Source organism: Streptomyces sp. SAI-135 (assembly GCF_029893805.1).
GTDB lineage: Bacteria > Actinomycetota > Actinomycetes > Streptomycetales > Streptomycetaceae > Streptomyces.
On sequence record NZ_JARXYP010000002.1, the window covers coordinates 5,207,635 to 5,222,569 of the forward strand.

General features: G+C 69.5%; 15 protein-coding genes and 1 pseudogene. 9 read left to right on the top strand and 7 right to left on the bottom strand.

Features of this window, described 5'->3' with window-relative positions; genetic code table 11:
• Positions 1-5: 5 nt before the first annotated feature.
• The 4 genes from M2163_RS28140 to M2163_RS28155 all read left to right on the top strand — a co-directional run bounded on the left by M2163_RS28140 (position 6) and on the right by M2163_RS28155 (position 1,827).
• The gene (locus M2163_RS28140; protein ID WP_037717523.1) at positions 6-170 is read left to right on the top strand and encodes a hypothetical protein; all 165 of its coding nucleotides are present in this window, start codon (positions 6-8) and stop codon (positions 168-170) included.
• A gap of 149 nt (positions 171-319) precedes the next feature.
• On the top strand, positions 320-712 hold the full coding sequence (locus M2163_RS28145; RefSeq protein ID WP_348540943.1) for a BlaI/MecI/CopY family transcriptional regulator: 393 nt from the start codon (positions 320-322) through the stop codon (positions 710-712).
• Between the two features lie 9 nt (positions 713-721).
• Positions 722-1,270 carry an amino-acid N-acetyltransferase gene (locus M2163_RS28150; protein WP_020122548.1) on the top strand — a complete coding sequence of 183 codons (549 nt, stop codon included), beginning with the start codon at positions 722-724 and terminating at the stop codon, positions 1,268-1,270.
• A 221-nt stretch (positions 1,271-1,491) separates the two neighbouring features.
• A complete protein-coding gene (locus tag M2163_RS28155; protein WP_280850079.1) occupies positions 1,492-1,827 on the top strand; it encodes an Lsr2 family protein in 336 nt (111 codons plus the stop codon).
• Between the two features lie 778 nt (positions 1,828-2,605).
• Here the strand turns inward: M2163_RS28155 and M2163_RS28160 are convergent.
• Positions 2,606-3,097 (bottom strand): annotated as a pseudogene (locus M2163_RS28160) (SCO3374 family protein); the annotation flags it as partial.
• 430 nt (positions 3,098-3,527) lie between these two features.
• Here M2163_RS28160 and M2163_RS28165 point away from each other — a divergent pair.
• Positions 3,528-6,053 carry an ATP-dependent Clp protease ATP-binding subunit gene (locus M2163_RS28165; RefSeq protein WP_280850078.1) on the top strand — a complete coding sequence of 842 codons (2,526 nt, stop codon included), beginning with the start codon at positions 3,528-3,530 and terminating at the stop codon, positions 6,051-6,053.
• Positions 6,054-6,142: 89 nt separating this feature from the next.
• Here the strand turns inward: M2163_RS28165 and M2163_RS28170 are convergent, their stop codons facing one another.
• Positions 6,143-6,778 (bottom strand): HAD family acid phosphatase, encoded by a 636-nt coding sequence (locus M2163_RS28170; RefSeq protein ID WP_280850077.1) that lies wholly within the window; start codon positions 6,776-6,778, stop codon positions 6,143-6,145.
• A 380-nt stretch (positions 6,779-7,158) separates the two neighbouring features.
• On the opposite strand from M2163_RS28170, the gene M2163_RS28175 reads away from it, so the two are divergent.
• Positions 7,159-7,707, top strand: a complete 549-nt coding sequence (locus tag M2163_RS28175; protein WP_280850076.1) for a M23 family metallopeptidase — start codon at positions 7,159-7,161, stop codon at positions 7,705-7,707.
• Between the two features lie 6 nt (positions 7,708-7,713).
• Here M2163_RS28175 and M2163_RS28180 read toward each other — a convergent pair whose 3' ends face one another.
• The gene (locus tag M2163_RS28180; RefSeq protein WP_280850075.1) at positions 7,714-8,310 is read right to left on the bottom strand and encodes a TetR/AcrR family transcriptional regulator; all 597 of its coding nucleotides are present in this window, start codon (positions 8,308-8,310) and stop codon (positions 7,714-7,716) included.
• A gap of 142 nt (positions 8,311-8,452) precedes the next feature.
• On the opposite strand from M2163_RS28180, the gene M2163_RS28185 reads away from it, so the two are divergent.
• From M2163_RS28185 to M2163_RS28195, 3 genes are all read left to right on the top strand, one after another.
• A complete protein-coding gene (locus M2163_RS28185; protein ID WP_280895380.1) occupies positions 8,453-10,018 on the top strand; it encodes an MDR family MFS transporter in 1,566 nt (521 codons plus the stop codon).
• A 108-nt stretch (positions 10,019-10,126) separates the two neighbouring features.
• Complete coding sequence (locus M2163_RS28190) at positions 10,127-10,621, top strand: helix-turn-helix transcriptional regulator (protein ID WP_280895381.1); 495 nt, start codon at positions 10,127-10,129, stop codon at positions 10,619-10,621.
• Entirely contained in the window at positions 10,618-11,052 is a 435-nt protein-coding gene (locus M2163_RS28195; protein WP_280895382.1) for a VOC family protein, read from the top strand. Before M2163_RS28190 ends, M2163_RS28195 begins: the two co-directional genes overlap by 4 nt.
• A 365-nt stretch (positions 11,053-11,417) precedes the next feature.
• Here the strand turns inward: M2163_RS28195 and cseC are convergent, their stop codons facing one another.
• The 4 genes from cseC to M2163_RS28215 form a co-directional block, all read right to left on the bottom strand.
• Positions 11,418-12,752, bottom strand: coding sequence for a two-component system sensor histidine kinase CseC (cseC, locus tag M2163_RS28200; RefSeq protein WP_280850071.1), 1,335 nt, complete (start codon positions 12,750-12,752; stop codon positions 11,418-11,420).
• Positions 12,753-12,768: 16 nt separating this feature from the next.
• A complete protein-coding gene (gene cseB / locus M2163_RS28205; RefSeq protein ID WP_280895383.1) occupies positions 12,769-13,473 on the bottom strand; it encodes a two-component system response regulator CseB in 705 nt (234 codons plus the stop codon).
• A gap of 66 nt (positions 13,474-13,539) precedes the next feature.
• Entirely contained in the window at positions 13,540-14,214 is a 675-nt protein-coding gene (locus M2163_RS28210; protein ID WP_280850069.1) for a hypothetical protein, read from the bottom strand.
• Entirely contained in the window at positions 14,199-14,741 is a 543-nt protein-coding gene (locus tag M2163_RS28215; protein WP_020122536.1) for a SigE family RNA polymerase sigma factor, read from the bottom strand. Before M2163_RS28215 ends, M2163_RS28210 begins: the two co-directional genes overlap by 16 nt.
• Between the last annotated feature and the right edge of the window lie 194 nt (positions 14,742-14,935).

The window sequence follows — 14,935 nt, forward strand, 5'->3', positions numbered from 1 at the left end:
GACGCATGGACTACGTCTCCGCGCTCGTGCCCCCGGTCGTCATGGCCGTGTTCTTCATCGGTGTGATCCGGGTCATCGTGAAGACCCAGGGCGGGGCCAACAAGGCCAAGGAGGACGCGGCCGTCGACGCGGCGCTCGCGCGCGCGGAGGCGACCAAGCAGGCCGACTGACCGGCCGCGCCCTCGTCGGCGTACGACTCTCCGAGCCACCGTGCTTTCGGAGTCGTACGCCCTTTTTGTTGCTGTTTGGCGTCGAAAGAGCACGTCCGTCACGCCGATAGCCGGATCTCCCACTATTGTGCTGAGCTGTGCCTCGCCCATTGGGAGAACTCGAAGACGCGGTCATGACGCGGGTGTGGAAGTGGAACCGCCCGGTCACCGTTCGAGAAGTCCTGGAAGACCTTCAGCAGGAACGGTCCATCGCCTACACCACGGTGATGACCGTTTTGGACAATCTCCATCAGAAGGGCTGGGTGCGCCGTGAGGCGGAAGGCCGGGCCTATCGATATGAGGCGGTCTCCACCCGGGCCGCCTACGCCGCCGCACTGATGAACGACGCCTGGTCCCAGAGCGACAACCCCGCCGCCGCTCTCGTCGCCTTCTTCGGCATGATGAGCGAGGAACAGCGACTGGCACTCCAGGACGCCGTACGCATCGCCCAGGGGCCGTCCGCGGAGAACCCCGACTCCACAACGCGGGACGGCGGGCGATAGCGTCCGCTCATGTCCGCGAAGAGCCCCTCCGCAGAGAACCCCGAAGTCACCGCAAAAGCCATCACCGTCCGGCGGGCCCGTACCAGCGATGTCGCCGGCATCCGTCGGCTCCTTGACTCCTACGTCCGCGACCGCATCCTGCTCGACAAAGCGACCGTGACGCTTTACGAGGACATCCAGGAGTTCTGGGTCGCCGAGCGCGACGACAACGCCGAGCTGGTCGGCTTCGGTGCCCTGCATGTCATGTGGGAAGACCTCGCGGAAGTGCGCACTCTCGCCGTGAAGCCCGGGCTGAAGGGTGCCGGGGTCGGGCATCAGTTGCTGGAGAAGTTGTTGCAGACGGCCCGCTGGCTCGGTGTTCGCCGCGTTTTCTGTCTCACCTTCGAAGTGGACTTCTTCGGCAAGCACGGCTTCGTCGAGATCGGCGAGACGCCCGTTGACACCGATGTCTACGCAGAGCTGCTGCGTTCCTATGACGAAGGCGTCGCGGAGTTCCTCGGTCTCGAACGAGTGAAACCGAACACCTTGGGCAACAGCCGGATGCTTCTGCATCTGTGATCGCCAAGGATTCCGGCGCTCGACCCTGCCCAGGTTCCCTATGTCCGAAACGCGCATGTTTCCGGACGGGGAGCCCCTGTCGGTCTCTCCCGGGGGTTTGTGTTTTTCCAGCAAAAGCGGTTTGCTTTCCGACGTACTGCAGTACTGCATATAACAGGGGACGGCGAAACGGCGGACGCCGCAGGCCCCCGGCCCTCAAGTATTGGATGAAAGGAAATCCGGTGGCACAGAAGGTTCAGGTCCTTCTTGTCGACGACATCGACGGCGGCGAGGCGGACGAGACCGTCACGTTCGCGTTGGACGGCAAGACGTACGAGATCGATCTCACGACCGCCAATGCGGACAAGCTTCGTGGCCTTCTCGAGCCCTACGTGAAGGGCGGTCGCCGCACCGGAGGCCGTGCTTCGGGCGGACGCGGAAAGCCGCGGGCCGCTTCCGGTGGCAGCCAGGACACCGCTCAGATCCGTGCCTGGGCGAAGGAGAACGGTTACGAGGTCAATGACCGCGGCCGTGTTCCGGCGAGCATTCGCGAGGCTTACGAGAAGGCCAACGCCTGATCGCGGGGTGCACGAAGGCGGGGCCCGCGAAGGCTTACGCCCGAGCGCGCCGCAGCCGCAGCCGGTGGCACTGCGTGGCCACCGTGTTCACGACGCGTACGAGATCGGGGGCGCCCCCACCGCCCCCCAGTGCCGACACCGTCGGCAGCGAGGCCTCGACCTCGCACCCAGGCTCGGGGGGCCGCAGCCATACGGCGGCCCCCTGCAGGGCGCCCGGAACCGCACGGCCCCCGCCGGGGAGGGACGCCCCGACGGGCCCGCCCGTCCCCGACGCCGGTGACCGCCCCGCGGATCCGGCCGGCGCCAGCACCCGCCCCTGTGCCGCTCCGATGACCCCGGCCGCGCCCGGCACCGGCCAATGCGGCCCGCTCCTGCCCGGCCCGGCGAGGCCGGCCGCCTGCGACACCTGTCCCCACGCCGTTTCGGCAGGCCGACCCGCACTCTGAGCCTCTCGGGCGCGACCGCCCGCACCCGGCACCCCTAGGCCGTCCGTCTCCGGCACCCGGCCCCACGCGGTTCTCATGTGCCCGTCCGGTCCCTGCGCCACCCCGGAGAGACCGTCCGTCCCCGGCCCCGGGCCCCACGCCGTTCGCCCAGGCCCGCTCCGCCCATGTGTGTCTCCGGCCGGCCCGCCCGCGCCCGGCACCTGTCCCCACGGCACTCCCGTGCGCTCGCCCGGCGCCTGTGCCTCCCCGGAGAGGGCGCCTGCGCCCGGCGTGGGTACCCACGGCGACACCATGCGCTCGTCCGGTCCCTGCGCCACCCCGGCCGGGCCGCCGCCCGTGTCCGGCGCCCGGCCCCACGCCGCTCCCGCGGGTCCGCCCGGACCACGGGCCTCCCGGGCGTGCCCGTCCGGCGTCGGCCCCGGGGGCGGTGGCGCCGGCATGGAGTCGGCCGTGCCGAGGGCTCGTAGGTCCAGGGGGAGCGGGCCCCACTCCAGCCACTCCAGGATTCCCGGCAGCTCCTCCGCGCTGCCTGCCGCGACCAGAAGCAACAGCCGGTCGCCCCACAGGGCCACCGGGGAGCCCTCGGCGAGGTGGCGCAGGGCCGCGCGACCCGCCTCGGCCGGGACGTCCAGCACGTCGAAGCGCACCCCCAGCCGCAGCCGTACGGGAGATTCAAGGGTGCTCGCGGGCACCGTGGGCCAGCCCAGTTCGTTCTCGTACCAGCGGCGGACCGGATCGTCGCCGGACACCGCCCGGTCGGGCGCCCGGCGGGGGAGTGGGAGCGCCGTGAGATCCGTGGCGAGAGGGAGGTGGGCGGCAACCATGCCGAGTGCAACCGCCGGAAGGGCGCGAGAGTTACGCTGGGTGTGTCGACGTGTGCGAAGCGTGTCCGTGAAGGGGGCGCGCGGGGGTGCGGGGTGGCACAAGGTTGTTCGCCCGTAGCGGAGGGACGGGGGGCGTACGGCATGGAGTGTCGGTCCGAGCGGGTAAGACATCCCTAGTGGGAGGGGGCGACACGCAGGAAAGGCCGTCTCACGTTCGCCATCGGCGTACTGGCGACTGGGGTAACTGCCTGGCCTGCGGGAACATCGTCTCGCACCATCGGGTTGGACAGGATGTCGGCGTTCGGGGTCAGGAGGCCATCGACGGTGTCGGCAGTTGGAATGAGCGGTCCCCGCTTGCGGGACTAAGCTGCGGAAGGACAGGGAGGGGAAGTTCCCCCCACTGCCTGACCGCTCTGAGGAGCGATTAACGATGTTCGAGAGGTTCACCGACCGCGCGCGGCGGGTTGTCGTCCTGGCTCAGGAAGAAGCCCGGATGCTCAACCACAACTACATCGGCACCGAGCACATCCTCCTGGGCCTGATCCACGAGGGTGAGGGTGTCGCCGCCAAGGCCCTTGAGAGCCTCGGGATTTCGCTCGAGGCGGTCCGCCAGCAGGTGGAGGAGATCATCGGGCAGGGGCAGCAGGCCCCGTCCGGGCACATCCCCTTCACCCCCCGTGCCAAGAAGGTCCTGGAGCTGTCGCTCCGCGAGGCCCTTCAGCTGGGCCACAACTACATCGGCACGGAGCACATCCTGCTCGGCCTGATCCGTGAGGGCGAGGGCGTCGCCGCCCAGGTCCTGGTCAAGCTGGGCGCAGATCTCAACCGGGTGCGGCAGCAGGTCATCCAGCTGCTCTCCGGTTACCAGGGCAAGGAGACCGCCACCGCCGGCGGGCCTGCCGAGGGCACCCCCTCGACGTCCCTGGTCCTCGACCAGTTCGGCCGGAACCTCACCCAGGCCGCTCGTGAGTCCAAGCTCGACCCGGTCATCGGGCGCGAGAAGGAGATCGAGCGGGTCATGCAGGTGCTGTCCCGCCGTACCAAGAACAACCCGGTGCTGATCGGTGAGCCCGGCGTCGGCAAGACCGCCGTCGTCGAGGGCCTCGCCCAGGCCATCGTCAAGGGCGAGGTGCCCGAGACCCTCAAGGACAAGCACCTCTACACCCTGGACCTCGGCGCGCTGGTCGCCGGCTCCCGCTACCGCGGTGACTTCGAGGAGCGCCTGAAGAAGGTCCTCAAGGAGATCCGCACCCGCGGCGACATCATCCTGTTCATCGACGAGCTGCACACGCTGGTCGGTGCGGGTGCCGCCGAGGGCGCCATCGACGCGGCTTCGATCCTGAAGCCGATGCTGGCCCGCGGTGAGCTCCAGACCATCGGTGCCACCACGCTGGACGAGTACCGCAAGCACCTGGAGAAGGACGCGGCCCTCGAGCGCCGCTTCCAGCCCATCCAGGTCGCCGAGCCCTCGCTCCCGCACACCATCGAGATCCTCAAGGGTCTGCGCGACCGCTACGAGGCCCACCACCGTGTGTCCATCACGGACGAGGCCCTCGTGCAGGCCGCGACCCTGGCCGACCGGTACATCTCGGACCGCTTCCTGCCGGACAAGGCGATCGACCTGATCGACGAGGCCGGTTCCCGGATGCGCATCCGCCGGATGACCGCGCCGCCGGACCTGCGCGAGTTCGACGAGAAGATCGCCGGCGTCCGCCGCGACAAGGAGTCCGCGATCGACTCGCAGGACTTCGAGAAGGCCGCCTCCCTGCGCGACAAGGAGAAGCAGCTCCTGGCCGCCAAGGCCAAGCGGGAGAAGGAGTGGAAGGCCGGCGACATGGACGTCGTCGCCGAGGTCGACGGCGAGCTGATCGCCGAGGTCCTCGCGACCGCCACCGGCATCCCGGTCTTCAAGCTGACCGAGGAGGAGTCCTCGCGTCTGCTGCGCATGGAGGACGAGCTCCACAAGCGGGTCATCGGCCAGGTCGACGCCGTCAAGGCGCTGTCGAAGGCGATCCGTCGTACGCGTGCGGGCCTCAAGGACCCGAAGCGTCCCGGTGGTTCGTTCATCTTCGCCGGCCCGTCCGGTGTCGGTAAGACCGAACTGTCCAAGGCGCTCGCCGAGTTCCTCTTCGGTGACGAGGACGCGCTGATCTCCCTCGACATGTCGGAGTTCAGCGAGAAGCACACGGTCTCGCGTCTCTTCGGTTCGCCCCCCGGCTACGTGGGCTACGAAGAGGGCGGCCAGCTGACCGAGAAGGTCCGCCGCAAGCCGTTCTCCGTCGTCCTGTTCGACGAGGTGGAGAAGGCCCACCCGGACATCTTCAACTCGCTGCTGCAGATCCTGGAGGACGGTCGTCTGACCGACTCCCAGGGCCGGGTCGTGGACTTCAAGAACACGGTCATCATCATGACGACCAACCTCGGCACCCGGGACATCTCCAAGGGCTTCAACCTGGGCTTCGCGGCCTCGGGTGACAAGAAGACCAACTACGAGCGCATGAAGAACAAGGTCTCGGACGAGCTCAAGCAGCACTTCCGGCCCGAGTTCCTCAACCGCGTCGACGACGTGGTCGTCTTCCCGCAGCTGACCCAGGACGACATCCTCAAGATCGTCGACCTGATGGTGGGCAAGGTGGACGAGCGCCTCAAGGACCGGGACATGGGCATCGAGCTCTCCCAGTCCGCCAAGGAGCTGCTGTCCAGGAAGGGTTACGACCCGGTGCTGGGTGCGCGTCCGCTGCGTCGCACCATCCAGCGCGAGGTCGAGGACACGCTGTCGGAGAAGATCCTCTTCGGCGAGCTGCGTCCCGGCCACATCGTGGTCGTCGACACCGAGGGCGAGGGCGAGGCCCAGACCTTCACCTTCCGCGGCGAGGAGAAGTCGGCGCTGCCGGACGTCCCGCCGATCGAGCAGGCGGCCGGCGGTGCCGGGCCGAACCTGAGCAAGGAGGCGTAAGCCTCACGGCCGCAGGGCCGACAAGAGGGGCCGGTGCCTTCGGGCACCGGCCCCTCTCGCATGTGCGGATACGGCCCACTGCGTGTGCGTCAGGACAACTGACCGTCGTAGTCCGGGAGTTTGAAGGTCTTCTCGGCGTGGCCGCCTGACAGGTCGGTGGCGCTGTTGCCGATGTTCGCGATGATCGTGTAGCCCTTGTTCTCGATGTCGACGCGCTGGGCGGTCTTGTAGACGGCGACGTCCTTGAACAGGTCGATGAAGCCGCGGACGTAGAGGCCGTTCACCTGGTAGCCGACGTGCTTGAGGTTGTAGTCGGTCACCGAGGCGATGATGCCGGGGCGGGCGGTCACGAAGAACAGGGATACGCCGTGCTGCTGGGCGTACTTCGCGACCTCCAGGACGGGCTTGTTGGCCGGGGAGGGGTAGCTGAAGCCGAAGTCCGTCTCCAGCGTGGTGTTGTCGATGTCGAGGACGATCGCCTGCTTCTCGCCGGGCCCCGGGGCGGCGATACGCGCCTTCAGGTAGGGCAGGGCCTGGTTCATCACGGCCTGGCAGTCGGCCTGCCAGGTGGCGTAGTCGACGGCTGCGGCGGCGGCCGTGGCGGTGGTCGTGGAGGTGCCTGCGGTGGTCGTCGCGGCCTCCGCGGGCAGCGCCAGGGCCACGAGTGCGGCTGCGGAGACGGTGGTCACGGCGGTGCGGCGCGCCCAGGGGCGTCTGCTTCTCATGATTCGTGGGGGTCCTCTCACGTCCGTATGCCGTTGTCTGGTGCATGTTCGGGGGCGAGGGTGGCGCGAGGGGAACCGTAGGGTTACTGGACGGTAAGTCGCCAGAGACGTGCGTCACATGACGGAGCTTTTCCTTGAGGGCCGCCGGTGACTTGCCGCACAGGTGATTTGTCCATTACTAGGCGGAATAGTGGGGGCATTCAGGGATAATTTCGGGAGGGAAATGGACTTCTCGGGCGTCCGTTCTTACCTCGTTACTACATTCCGTCGTAGATGAGCCGTTTGGGCGTTTTCAGCCCTCCGGGTTACCAAGGGATGCGCCAACCGGCCGCCGTCATGCGCCGGGTGGTTCTCCTGTCCCCGGCTTCATGAGGTTCCGAATGTTCCAGCGCGTCTCCCACCGCTCTTCCCGTACGTCCCTGCTGCGCACCCGTGTGGCCGTCGTGGCCGCGTCCGTCGGTGCGACGGCCGTACTGGGGGCCGGAGTCGCCTCCGCCGCGTCCTCCTCGGCCACCTGGGTCGACCCGGTGAAGAAGTACACGCTCAGCGCCAGCTACGCGCAGGCCGGCGGCATGTGGCAGTCCACCCACAGCGGGCAGGACTTCGCGGTGCCGAGCGGTACGAAGGTCGTCGCCGCGCACGGCGGGACCGTCGTCAAGGCCGGTCCGGGCGGTGCCGGTGACGGTGCCGCCTACGGCAACGCCATCGTGATCAAGCACGGCAACAAGACGTACTCGCAGTACGCCCACCTCTCCCGGATCAATGTCAAGGTCGGCCAGGTCGTCAAGACCGGTCAGCGCATAGCCCTGTCCGGCAACACCGGCAACTCCAGTGGCCCGCACCTGCACTTCGAGATCCGCACGACCGCGAACTACGGCTCGGCCGTCGACCCGGTCGCCTTCCTGCGCGCCAAGGGCGTCAAGGTCTGACCGGCGTCAGGCGTCCGCGCCGCCCCGGTGCGCCCGGGTGACCAGCTCCGTCGCGACCTCCAGGACCGCCTTGCGCTTGGACTCCGGGTCCCCGGCGATGTCCTGGAGGAAGAACATCCCGGCGTGCAGGGTGAAGATCGCGCTGACGCAGCGGACCTGGTCGGTCAGGTCCGCCTCGGGGTCGACGATGATCTCGCGCAGCCCCTGCATGCGCTCCTTGAAGGTCTCGCCGACGCGCAGTTCACGGACCGCCGCCTGGTTCTCCTGCATGAAGCGGAACAGGGGCGTCGCACCGGCCAGCGTCTCGCTGTAGCGCCGTACGATCTCCTGCTTCGTCTCCAGGGTGTGGGGCTGCTTCCGGCCCCACTCGATCAGGTCCAGGATCGGCTGCGTCAGATCGTCGAAGATGCTGACGAGGATCTCTTCCTTGGTCTTGAAGTGGTAGTACAGGGCCGCCTTGGTGACATCCAGGTGCTCGGCGATCTCCCGCAAAGAGGTCTTCTCGTACCCCTGCTCCGCGAAGAGTTCGAGGGCCACGTCCTGGATGCGCTGGCGCGTGTTGCCGCGGCGCTGCTGCTTGGTGACGTCCATGGTGCCGCCCATCCTCGTGCTCCTCGGCTTTCCACAAAACTTACTTGACGCCCGGCTAGTGACGCGTCTACCTTCCCCAGTGTAGACAACTAGCCGGGCGGCAAGTAAGTACCCGGCGGAGGCAGTACCGCAGGACCTCAGGGGAGTGGGAACGATGGCGGACACACAGACGGTCGAGAGGGCGCCGGACAAGAAACAGCGCAGCGTGCGGGTCGTCCTGCTCGCGCTGATGATCACCATGATGCTCGCGATGCTCGACAACATGATCGTGGGCACCGCGATGCCGACGATCGTCGGCGAGCTCGGCGGACTCGAGCACCTGTCATGGGTCGTGACGGCCTACACACTGGCCACCGCGGCCGCCACCCCCCTGTGGGGCAAGCTCGGCGACATGTACGGCCGCAAGGGCGTCTTCATGAGCTCGATCGTGCTCTTCCTGGTCGGCTCCGCGCTCAGCGGCATGGCCCAGGACATGGGGCAGCTCATCGGCTTCCGGGCCGTGCAGGGCCTCGGCGCCGGCGGTCTGATGGTCGGCGTCATGGCGATCATCGGCGACCTGATCCCGCCGCGTGAGCGCGGCAAGTACCAGGGCATGATGGCCGGCGTCATGGCGCTCGCGATGATCGGCGGCCCGCTGGTCGGCGGCACCATCACCGACAACTGGGGCTGGCGCTGGTCCTTCTACATCAACCTGCCGCTCGGTGTCGTGTCCCTCGGCCTGATCAGCGCGGTGCTGCACCTGCCGAAGAAGCGCGCGCAGGCCCGGATCGACTACCTGGGCGCCGCGCTGCTGACCGTCGGCATCACCTCCATCGTGCTGGTGACCACCTGGGGCGGCACGGAGTACGCCTGGACCTCCGCGCGGATCATGGAGCTGATCGGCATCGGTGTCGCCGCGCTGGTCGGGTTCGTGTTCTGGCAGACCAAGGCGGCCGAACCGGTCGTACCGCTGCACATCTTCCGCAGCCGCAACTTCACGCTGATGTCGATCATCGGTTTCATCACCGGCTTCGTGATGTTCGGCGCCACCCTGTTCCTGCCGCTGTACCAGCAGTCCGTGCAGGGCGCCTCCGCCACCAACTCCGGGCTGCTGCTCCTGCCGATGCTCGGCGCGATGCTGGTGACCTCGATGGTCGCGGGCCGGATCACCACCAACAGCGGCCGGTACTACGTCTTCCCGGTGCTCGGCAGCGTCCTGATGGTGATCGGGCTGTACCTGCTGTCGACGATGGACACGGAGACCTCGCGGTTCACCTCCGGTGTCTTCATGGCCGTGGTCGGTCTCGGCATGGGCTGCCTGATGCAGATCACCATGCTGGTCGCCCAGAACAGCGTGGAGATGAAGGACATGGGCGTCGCCTCGTCCTCCACGACCCTCTTCCGTACGCTCGGGTCCTCCTTCGGCGTGGCCATCATGGGCGCCCTGTTCAACCACCGGGTCCAGGACACCATGGCCGAGCGCGGCGGGGAGCTGGGCTCCAAGGTGACCGAGCAGTCCGCGCAGCTCGACGCGAAGAGCCTGGAGAAGCTGCCGGAGGCGGTGCGCGAGGCGTACCAGTACGCGGTCTCCGCGGGCACGCACTCGGCGTTCCTGCTCGGCGCGATCGTCGCCGTGCTCTCGCTGGCGGCGGCGGTGTTCGTCAAGGAGGTGCCGCTGAAGGGAGCCGGACCCCAGAAGGCGGCGGACGACGCGGCTCCGGCCCCGCTGGTCGAGGTCTGACCCGACTCTCCACGGAAAGAGCCGAAGGCCCCCCGGACGGTGTCCGCCCCGGGGGGCCTTCTTCGTGCGCGCGAGGGTGATGTCAGTGCCGCGTGCCACCATCGGCGCATGGACAAAGTGCGGCAGATCAGGCTCGCCAAGGACGCCATGGACCGGGACTGGGCCGATCCGGGGCTCGACCTGTACGCCGTCGCCGCGCACGCCGGGTACTCCCGGTATCACTTCCTGCGCGCCTTCAAGCAGGCGTACGGCGAGACGCCCGGGCAGTACCTCACGCACCGGCGCATCGAGCGGGCCGAGGAGATGCTGCGCGGGGCCGACCTGAGCGTGACCGAGATCTGCCACCTGGTCGGCTTCAGCAGCCTCGGCACCTTCTCCGCCCGCTTCAAGACACGGACCGGGCTCACCCCGAGCGAGTACCGCGCCCGGCACGTGGGCCGCGGCGCCGCCCTGATCCCCGGTTGCTACGCCATGCTGTGGGCCGGCGGCTTCCCCACCGAGCGAAGCACCGGAAGGACCGCAACTTCGAAGAAGCGCCCCGGCCCCGGCGCTGCCTACGGTGACGGGGAGGAACCCCCGGACGACAGGAGAGCGGAGCCATGATCCAGGGCCTGGGCATCACCACCGTGTGGACCTTCGACCAGCAGCGCACCAAGGCCTTCTTCACCGAGAAGCTGGACTTCGAGGTGCGCAGCGAGGTCGCGATGGGCGAGATGACATGGGTCACCGTCGGCGCCAAGGAGCAGGAGGGCGTCGAGCTGGCCCTGATGAGCCTGGACGGCCCGGGGCTCGACCCCGAGTCCGCCGAGGCGCTGAAGAAGCTCGTCGCCAAGGGCGTGATGGGAGCGGGAGCCTTCCGCACCGACGACTGCCGCGGGGACTACGAGACGTTCCGGGCACGCGGGGTCGAGTTCATCCAGGAGCCCCAGGAGCGGCCCTACGGCATCGAAGCGATCTTCCGCGACGACAACGGCAACTGGTACTCGCTGACCCAGCGCAGTGCGGAGCTGGACTTCTCGAAGGACTTCGGCTGACGCGGGACGTGGCCGCGGCCGACCACACGGTCCGGACCGCGCTGTGGCGGCCCCCGCACGTCCACGCCGATCCGCCGCCGCATGTGCTGGACGACGAGGTCGGGCGGCGGCTCGCGGACCGGGAGAGGCGCCGCCGACTGCGGACTGCGGACTGCGGGGTTTCGGGGTCGACGGGTGGGGGCGGCTCGCCGAGGCGGGGTTCGACCGCGTGCGCCCCGTGGTCGTGGCGTCGACGGGCGTCACCCCGTACCCCGGCACGTCATCCCGTACCCCGGCAGGGGAGCGAACCACCGCTCCTGAGTTTCTTCCGGACCGCCGGCATCCTGACCCCGGCCCGCGCGCCCGGCTTCCGCGGGCAGCCGAGGTCACGGCAGCAGGGGGTAGCTCCCGGTCGCCGTCGGCGCGTGCTCCGGCAGCCACAGCACGGCCACCGCGCCCTCCGCGGGGACCCCCGCCGGTGCCCCGGCCGGACGGATGTTGCGGAAGGTCAGCCGTGCCCCCAGCACCCGCGCCTGACCGGCCGCGATCGTCAGCCCCAGGCCGTGCCCGTGCCCCGCGCGGTCCGCGCTGCCCGTGCGGAAGCGGCTCGGGCCGTCGGCGAGGAGGTCCTCGGGGAAGCCGGGGCCGTGGTCGCGGACGCGGATGACGCGGCCCTCGACGGTGACCTGGATGGGCGGCTTGCCGTGCCGGGCGGCGTTGGCGAGGAGGTTGAACAGCACCCGCTCCAGGCGGCGCGGATCGGTCGTGACCTCCGACTCGTGCACCACGCGGACCTCGATCCCCGGACCCTTGGCCGCCACTCGCCGGGCGACGAACTCACCGAGCAGGATGTCCTGGAGCTCGGCCCGCTCGGAGGCGCCGTCGAGCCGGGCCACCTCCAGGACGTCCTCGACGAGGGTGCGCATGGCCTTCGCCCGGTCCAGGACCAGTTCCGTGGGCCGCCCCGGAGGCAGCAGTTCCGCCGCCGTCAGCAGACCCGTCACCGGGGTCCGCAGCTCGTGCGCGATGTCCGCCGTGACCCGGCGCTCGGCCTCCAGCCGCTGCTGGAGCGCGTCCGCCATGGCGTCCACGGCGCTCGCGAGATCGTCGGTCTCGTCCCGTACGACCCCGCCGATCGCGTCCCGCACCCGGACATCCGTTTCGCCCTTGGCCATCTGGTTCGCGGCGGTCGCCGCCTTCCGCAGCCGCCGGGACAACTGCCCGCCGATGAGCACACCGAGCGCGCTGCCGCCGAGGACCACCGCGATGGAGCCGATCACCAGGGCCTGGTCGAGGTCGTTGAGGATGTCGGTGCTGCGGTCGGTGAACCCGGTGTGCAGCGACAGCACATGCCCGCCCTTGACCGGGACCGCGGCCCAGATGTCCGGCCCCCCGTCGGGCCGGTCGGAGACGTAGGTCGCCCGGCGGCCCTCCTCGACCTTCTCGCGCAGCGCGGGGGGCAGACGGCGGTCGTCGACGGCGATGCTGGGGAAGTTCGGCTTGCCCGTCAGCTCGTAGCTGCGCTGGGCGATCTGGATCCGCTCGTCCGCGAGGTCACGCGCGTTGTCCAGCATCGAGACGCGGGCCGCGTTGTGCACGACCAGGCTCAGCGCGACCGCCACGAGCGCGCCGACCAGCGCGATGGCCGCGCTGAGCTTCCATCTCAGGCCGGTGCGCACCACCACGCGCTCCGACACCGGGCCCCGAAGGATCCCCCGCATGTCCAGGCCCCCCTGCTCAGGCCTTCAACTTGTAGCCGAAGCCGCGGACCGTCTCGATCCGGTCCTGGCCGATCTTCGTCCGCAGCCGCTGCACATGGACGTCGACGACCCGCGTGTCACCGCCCCAGCCGTAGTCCCACACCCGCTCCAGGAGCTTGTCCCGGGACAGGACCGTGCCCGGCGCGGAGGAGAACTCGAGCAGCAGCCGCATCTCGGTCGGGGTGAGCGCCACCGGCTGTCCGCCCTTGCGCACCTCCATGCCCTCGGTGTCGACCTCCAACTCCCCGAAGGTCAGCACACCCCCGGTGTCCGCGTCCGCGTCCCCCTCGCCCCGGTCGGCCCCGCCCGCGTGCCCGAAGCGGCGCAGCACCGCCCGGATCCGGGCGACCAGCACCGCCCCGTCGAACGGCTTGGTCACGTAGTCGTCGGCGCCGGCCTCCAGACCGAGCACCACGTCGATGGAGTCGGCGCGCGCCGACAGCATGATCACCGGCACGGTGGACTCGTCGCGGATACGACGGCACAGACTGACCCCGTCGAGGCCCGGGACCATGACGTCCAGGAGGGCGATGTCGGGGCGGTCCGCCCGGAACGCCTCCAGGCCCGACAGGCCGTCGGGCATGGCGGTGACCGCGAAGCCGTCCCGCTCCAGGGCGAGTTGGGTGGCCTCGCGGATGACGTCGTCGTCCTCGACGAACAGCACATGGGTCTGGTCTGCCATCCGGGTGCTCTCACTCTTCGGGGTCGTGGCGGTCACTGGGACATCGTTCCGGGCGGCCCGATCGGTTCAGCTGTCGGGTGCCGGCGACGGTTCCGTGCCGACGCTGCCGTAGTCGCTGTGCGTCCGGTACACCGCGGCGAACCTCCCCGAGACCCAGCGGTACGTGATCACGTTCTCGCCGGACGGGTCCGACACCGGGTCGCCCTTCTCGTACACCTGCTTGGTCACCACCAGGTCGCCGCGGTCGATCTCGGCGTAGACGGGAGGTTCCTCGGTCTGGAAGACATTCTGGTACGAACCGTCTTCCTCGCGGTACACGTACGAGCCGACGCCCACCAGATCGGCGCAGGTCACGACGTTGACGACGACGTCGTCGGCCGCGCCGCCGGTCAGGTCGCCGTAGAACAGGTCGACCGGGTACTGGTCGGTGCCGCAGGGCTCCAGGTCGCGCTTGACCGCCTCGGAGACCTTGGGGTCGGACTTGAGGAGGGCGACCGCGCGCTCGCGGTCCAGGCGCGGGGAGGCGAGGGCGGAGGGCAGGACCGAGGGCGAGGCGCCGGTCCCCGCGACCGCGTGCGCCGGCCCCTCGTCACGGGTGCCGGTGCCGCCGGTGGCGCAGGCGGAGACGAAAAGGGCGAGGGCGGCGAGCACGGCCACCGCCGTGCTCGCCGCCTGGAAGATCCCCCGGGCCGGAGCGAGGTCCGGCCGGGTGGGCCCGGGTTCGGTCAGGCCGCCGCGCAACGCTCCCGCTCCTCACGCTCCAGCGCGCGTGCGTCCAGGTCGCGGGCCTCCAGCTCCTCGCGGAGCCGGGCGAGCGCCCGGTGCAGCGTGCTCTTGACCGTACCGGCCGACATGCCGAGGGCGGCGGCCGTCTCCTCCGTGGACATCTGCTCCCAGTGTCGCAGCACGACGACGCTGCGCTGCTTGGGGGCCAGCACCTTCATGACGTCCATCAGCAGGGCGCGGTCCGCGTGCTGCTCGGTGGAGTCGTCGACCGAGGCGTCCGGGAGCTGCTCGGTCGGCACTTCCTCCAGCTTGCGGGCCCGCCACCACTCCGTGCGGGTGTTGATCATCACCCGGCGCAGATAGGCGTCCGCGAGCCGCTTGTCCTCGATGGTCTCCCAGCGGCCGTACGTCCGTACGAGCGCCGTCTGGAGCAGGTCCTGCGCGTCGACCGGGTCCGGGACCAGACGGCGTGCGCTGCGCAGCAGCGCGTCCTGCCGGGTGCGGACGTACTCCTCGAACTCGAGCACCTCGCCCTGCGCCATGTCGACCGCCTCCTGATCCCCGTTCCGGCAGTCCCTGCCGGTTCTCATCACGTGTGCTGCCGCCTGGTGTGCGGCATGGCAATGAAGCTACGGAGCGGTTGTCACGGGGCTGTGCGGAGCAGCGCGCGGCTGGCACTCGGCTGTCCGTCGGTTGTGTAACGGAAGTCGAAAAGGGGTAAACCGGCGCGGGATTT

Bases quoted from the DNA above. Each gene is read 5' to 3' on its own strand.
- M2163_RS28140 (WP_037717523.1), top strand. From the start codon at position 6: ATGGACTACGTCTCCGCGCTCGTGCCCCCGGTCGTCATGGCCGTGTTC.
- M2163_RS28150 (WP_020122548.1), top strand. From the start codon at position 722: ATGTCCGCGAAGAGCCCCTCCGCAGAGAACCCCGAAGTCACCGCAAAA.
- M2163_RS28165 (WP_280850078.1), top strand. From the start codon at position 3,528: ATGTTCGAGAGGTTCACCGACCGCGCGCGGCGGGTTGTCGTCCTGGCT.
- M2163_RS28170 (WP_280850077.1), bottom strand. From the start codon at position 6,778: ATGAGAAGCAGACGCCCCTGGGCGCGCCGCACCGCCGTGACCACCGTC.
- M2163_RS28175 (WP_280850076.1), top strand. From the start codon at position 7,159: ATGTTCCAGCGCGTCTCCCACCGCTCTTCCCGTACGTCCCTGCTGCGC.
- M2163_RS28180 (WP_280850075.1), bottom strand. From the start codon at position 8,310: ATGGGCGGCACCATGGACGTCACCAAGCAGCAGCGCCGCGGCAACACG.
- M2163_RS28185 (WP_280895380.1), top strand. From the start codon at position 8,453: ATGGCGGACACACAGACGGTCGAGAGGGCGCCGGACAAGAAACAGCGC.
- M2163_RS28190 (WP_280895381.1), top strand. From the start codon at position 10,127: ATGGACAAAGTGCGGCAGATCAGGCTCGCCAAGGACGCCATGGACCGG.
- M2163_RS28195 (WP_280895382.1), top strand. From the start codon at position 10,618: ATGATCCAGGGCCTGGGCATCACCACCGTGTGGACCTTCGACCAGCAG.
- cseC (WP_280850071.1), bottom strand. From the start codon at position 12,752: ATGCGGGGGATCCTTCGGGGCCCGGTGTCGGAGCGCGTGGTGGTGCGC.
- cseB (WP_280895383.1), bottom strand. From the start codon at position 13,473: ATGGCAGACCAGACCCATGTGCTGTTCGTCGAGGACGACGACGTCATC.
- M2163_RS28215 (WP_020122536.1), bottom strand. From the start codon at position 14,741: ATGGCGCAGGGCGAGGTGCTCGAGTTCGAGGAGTACGTCCGCACCCGG.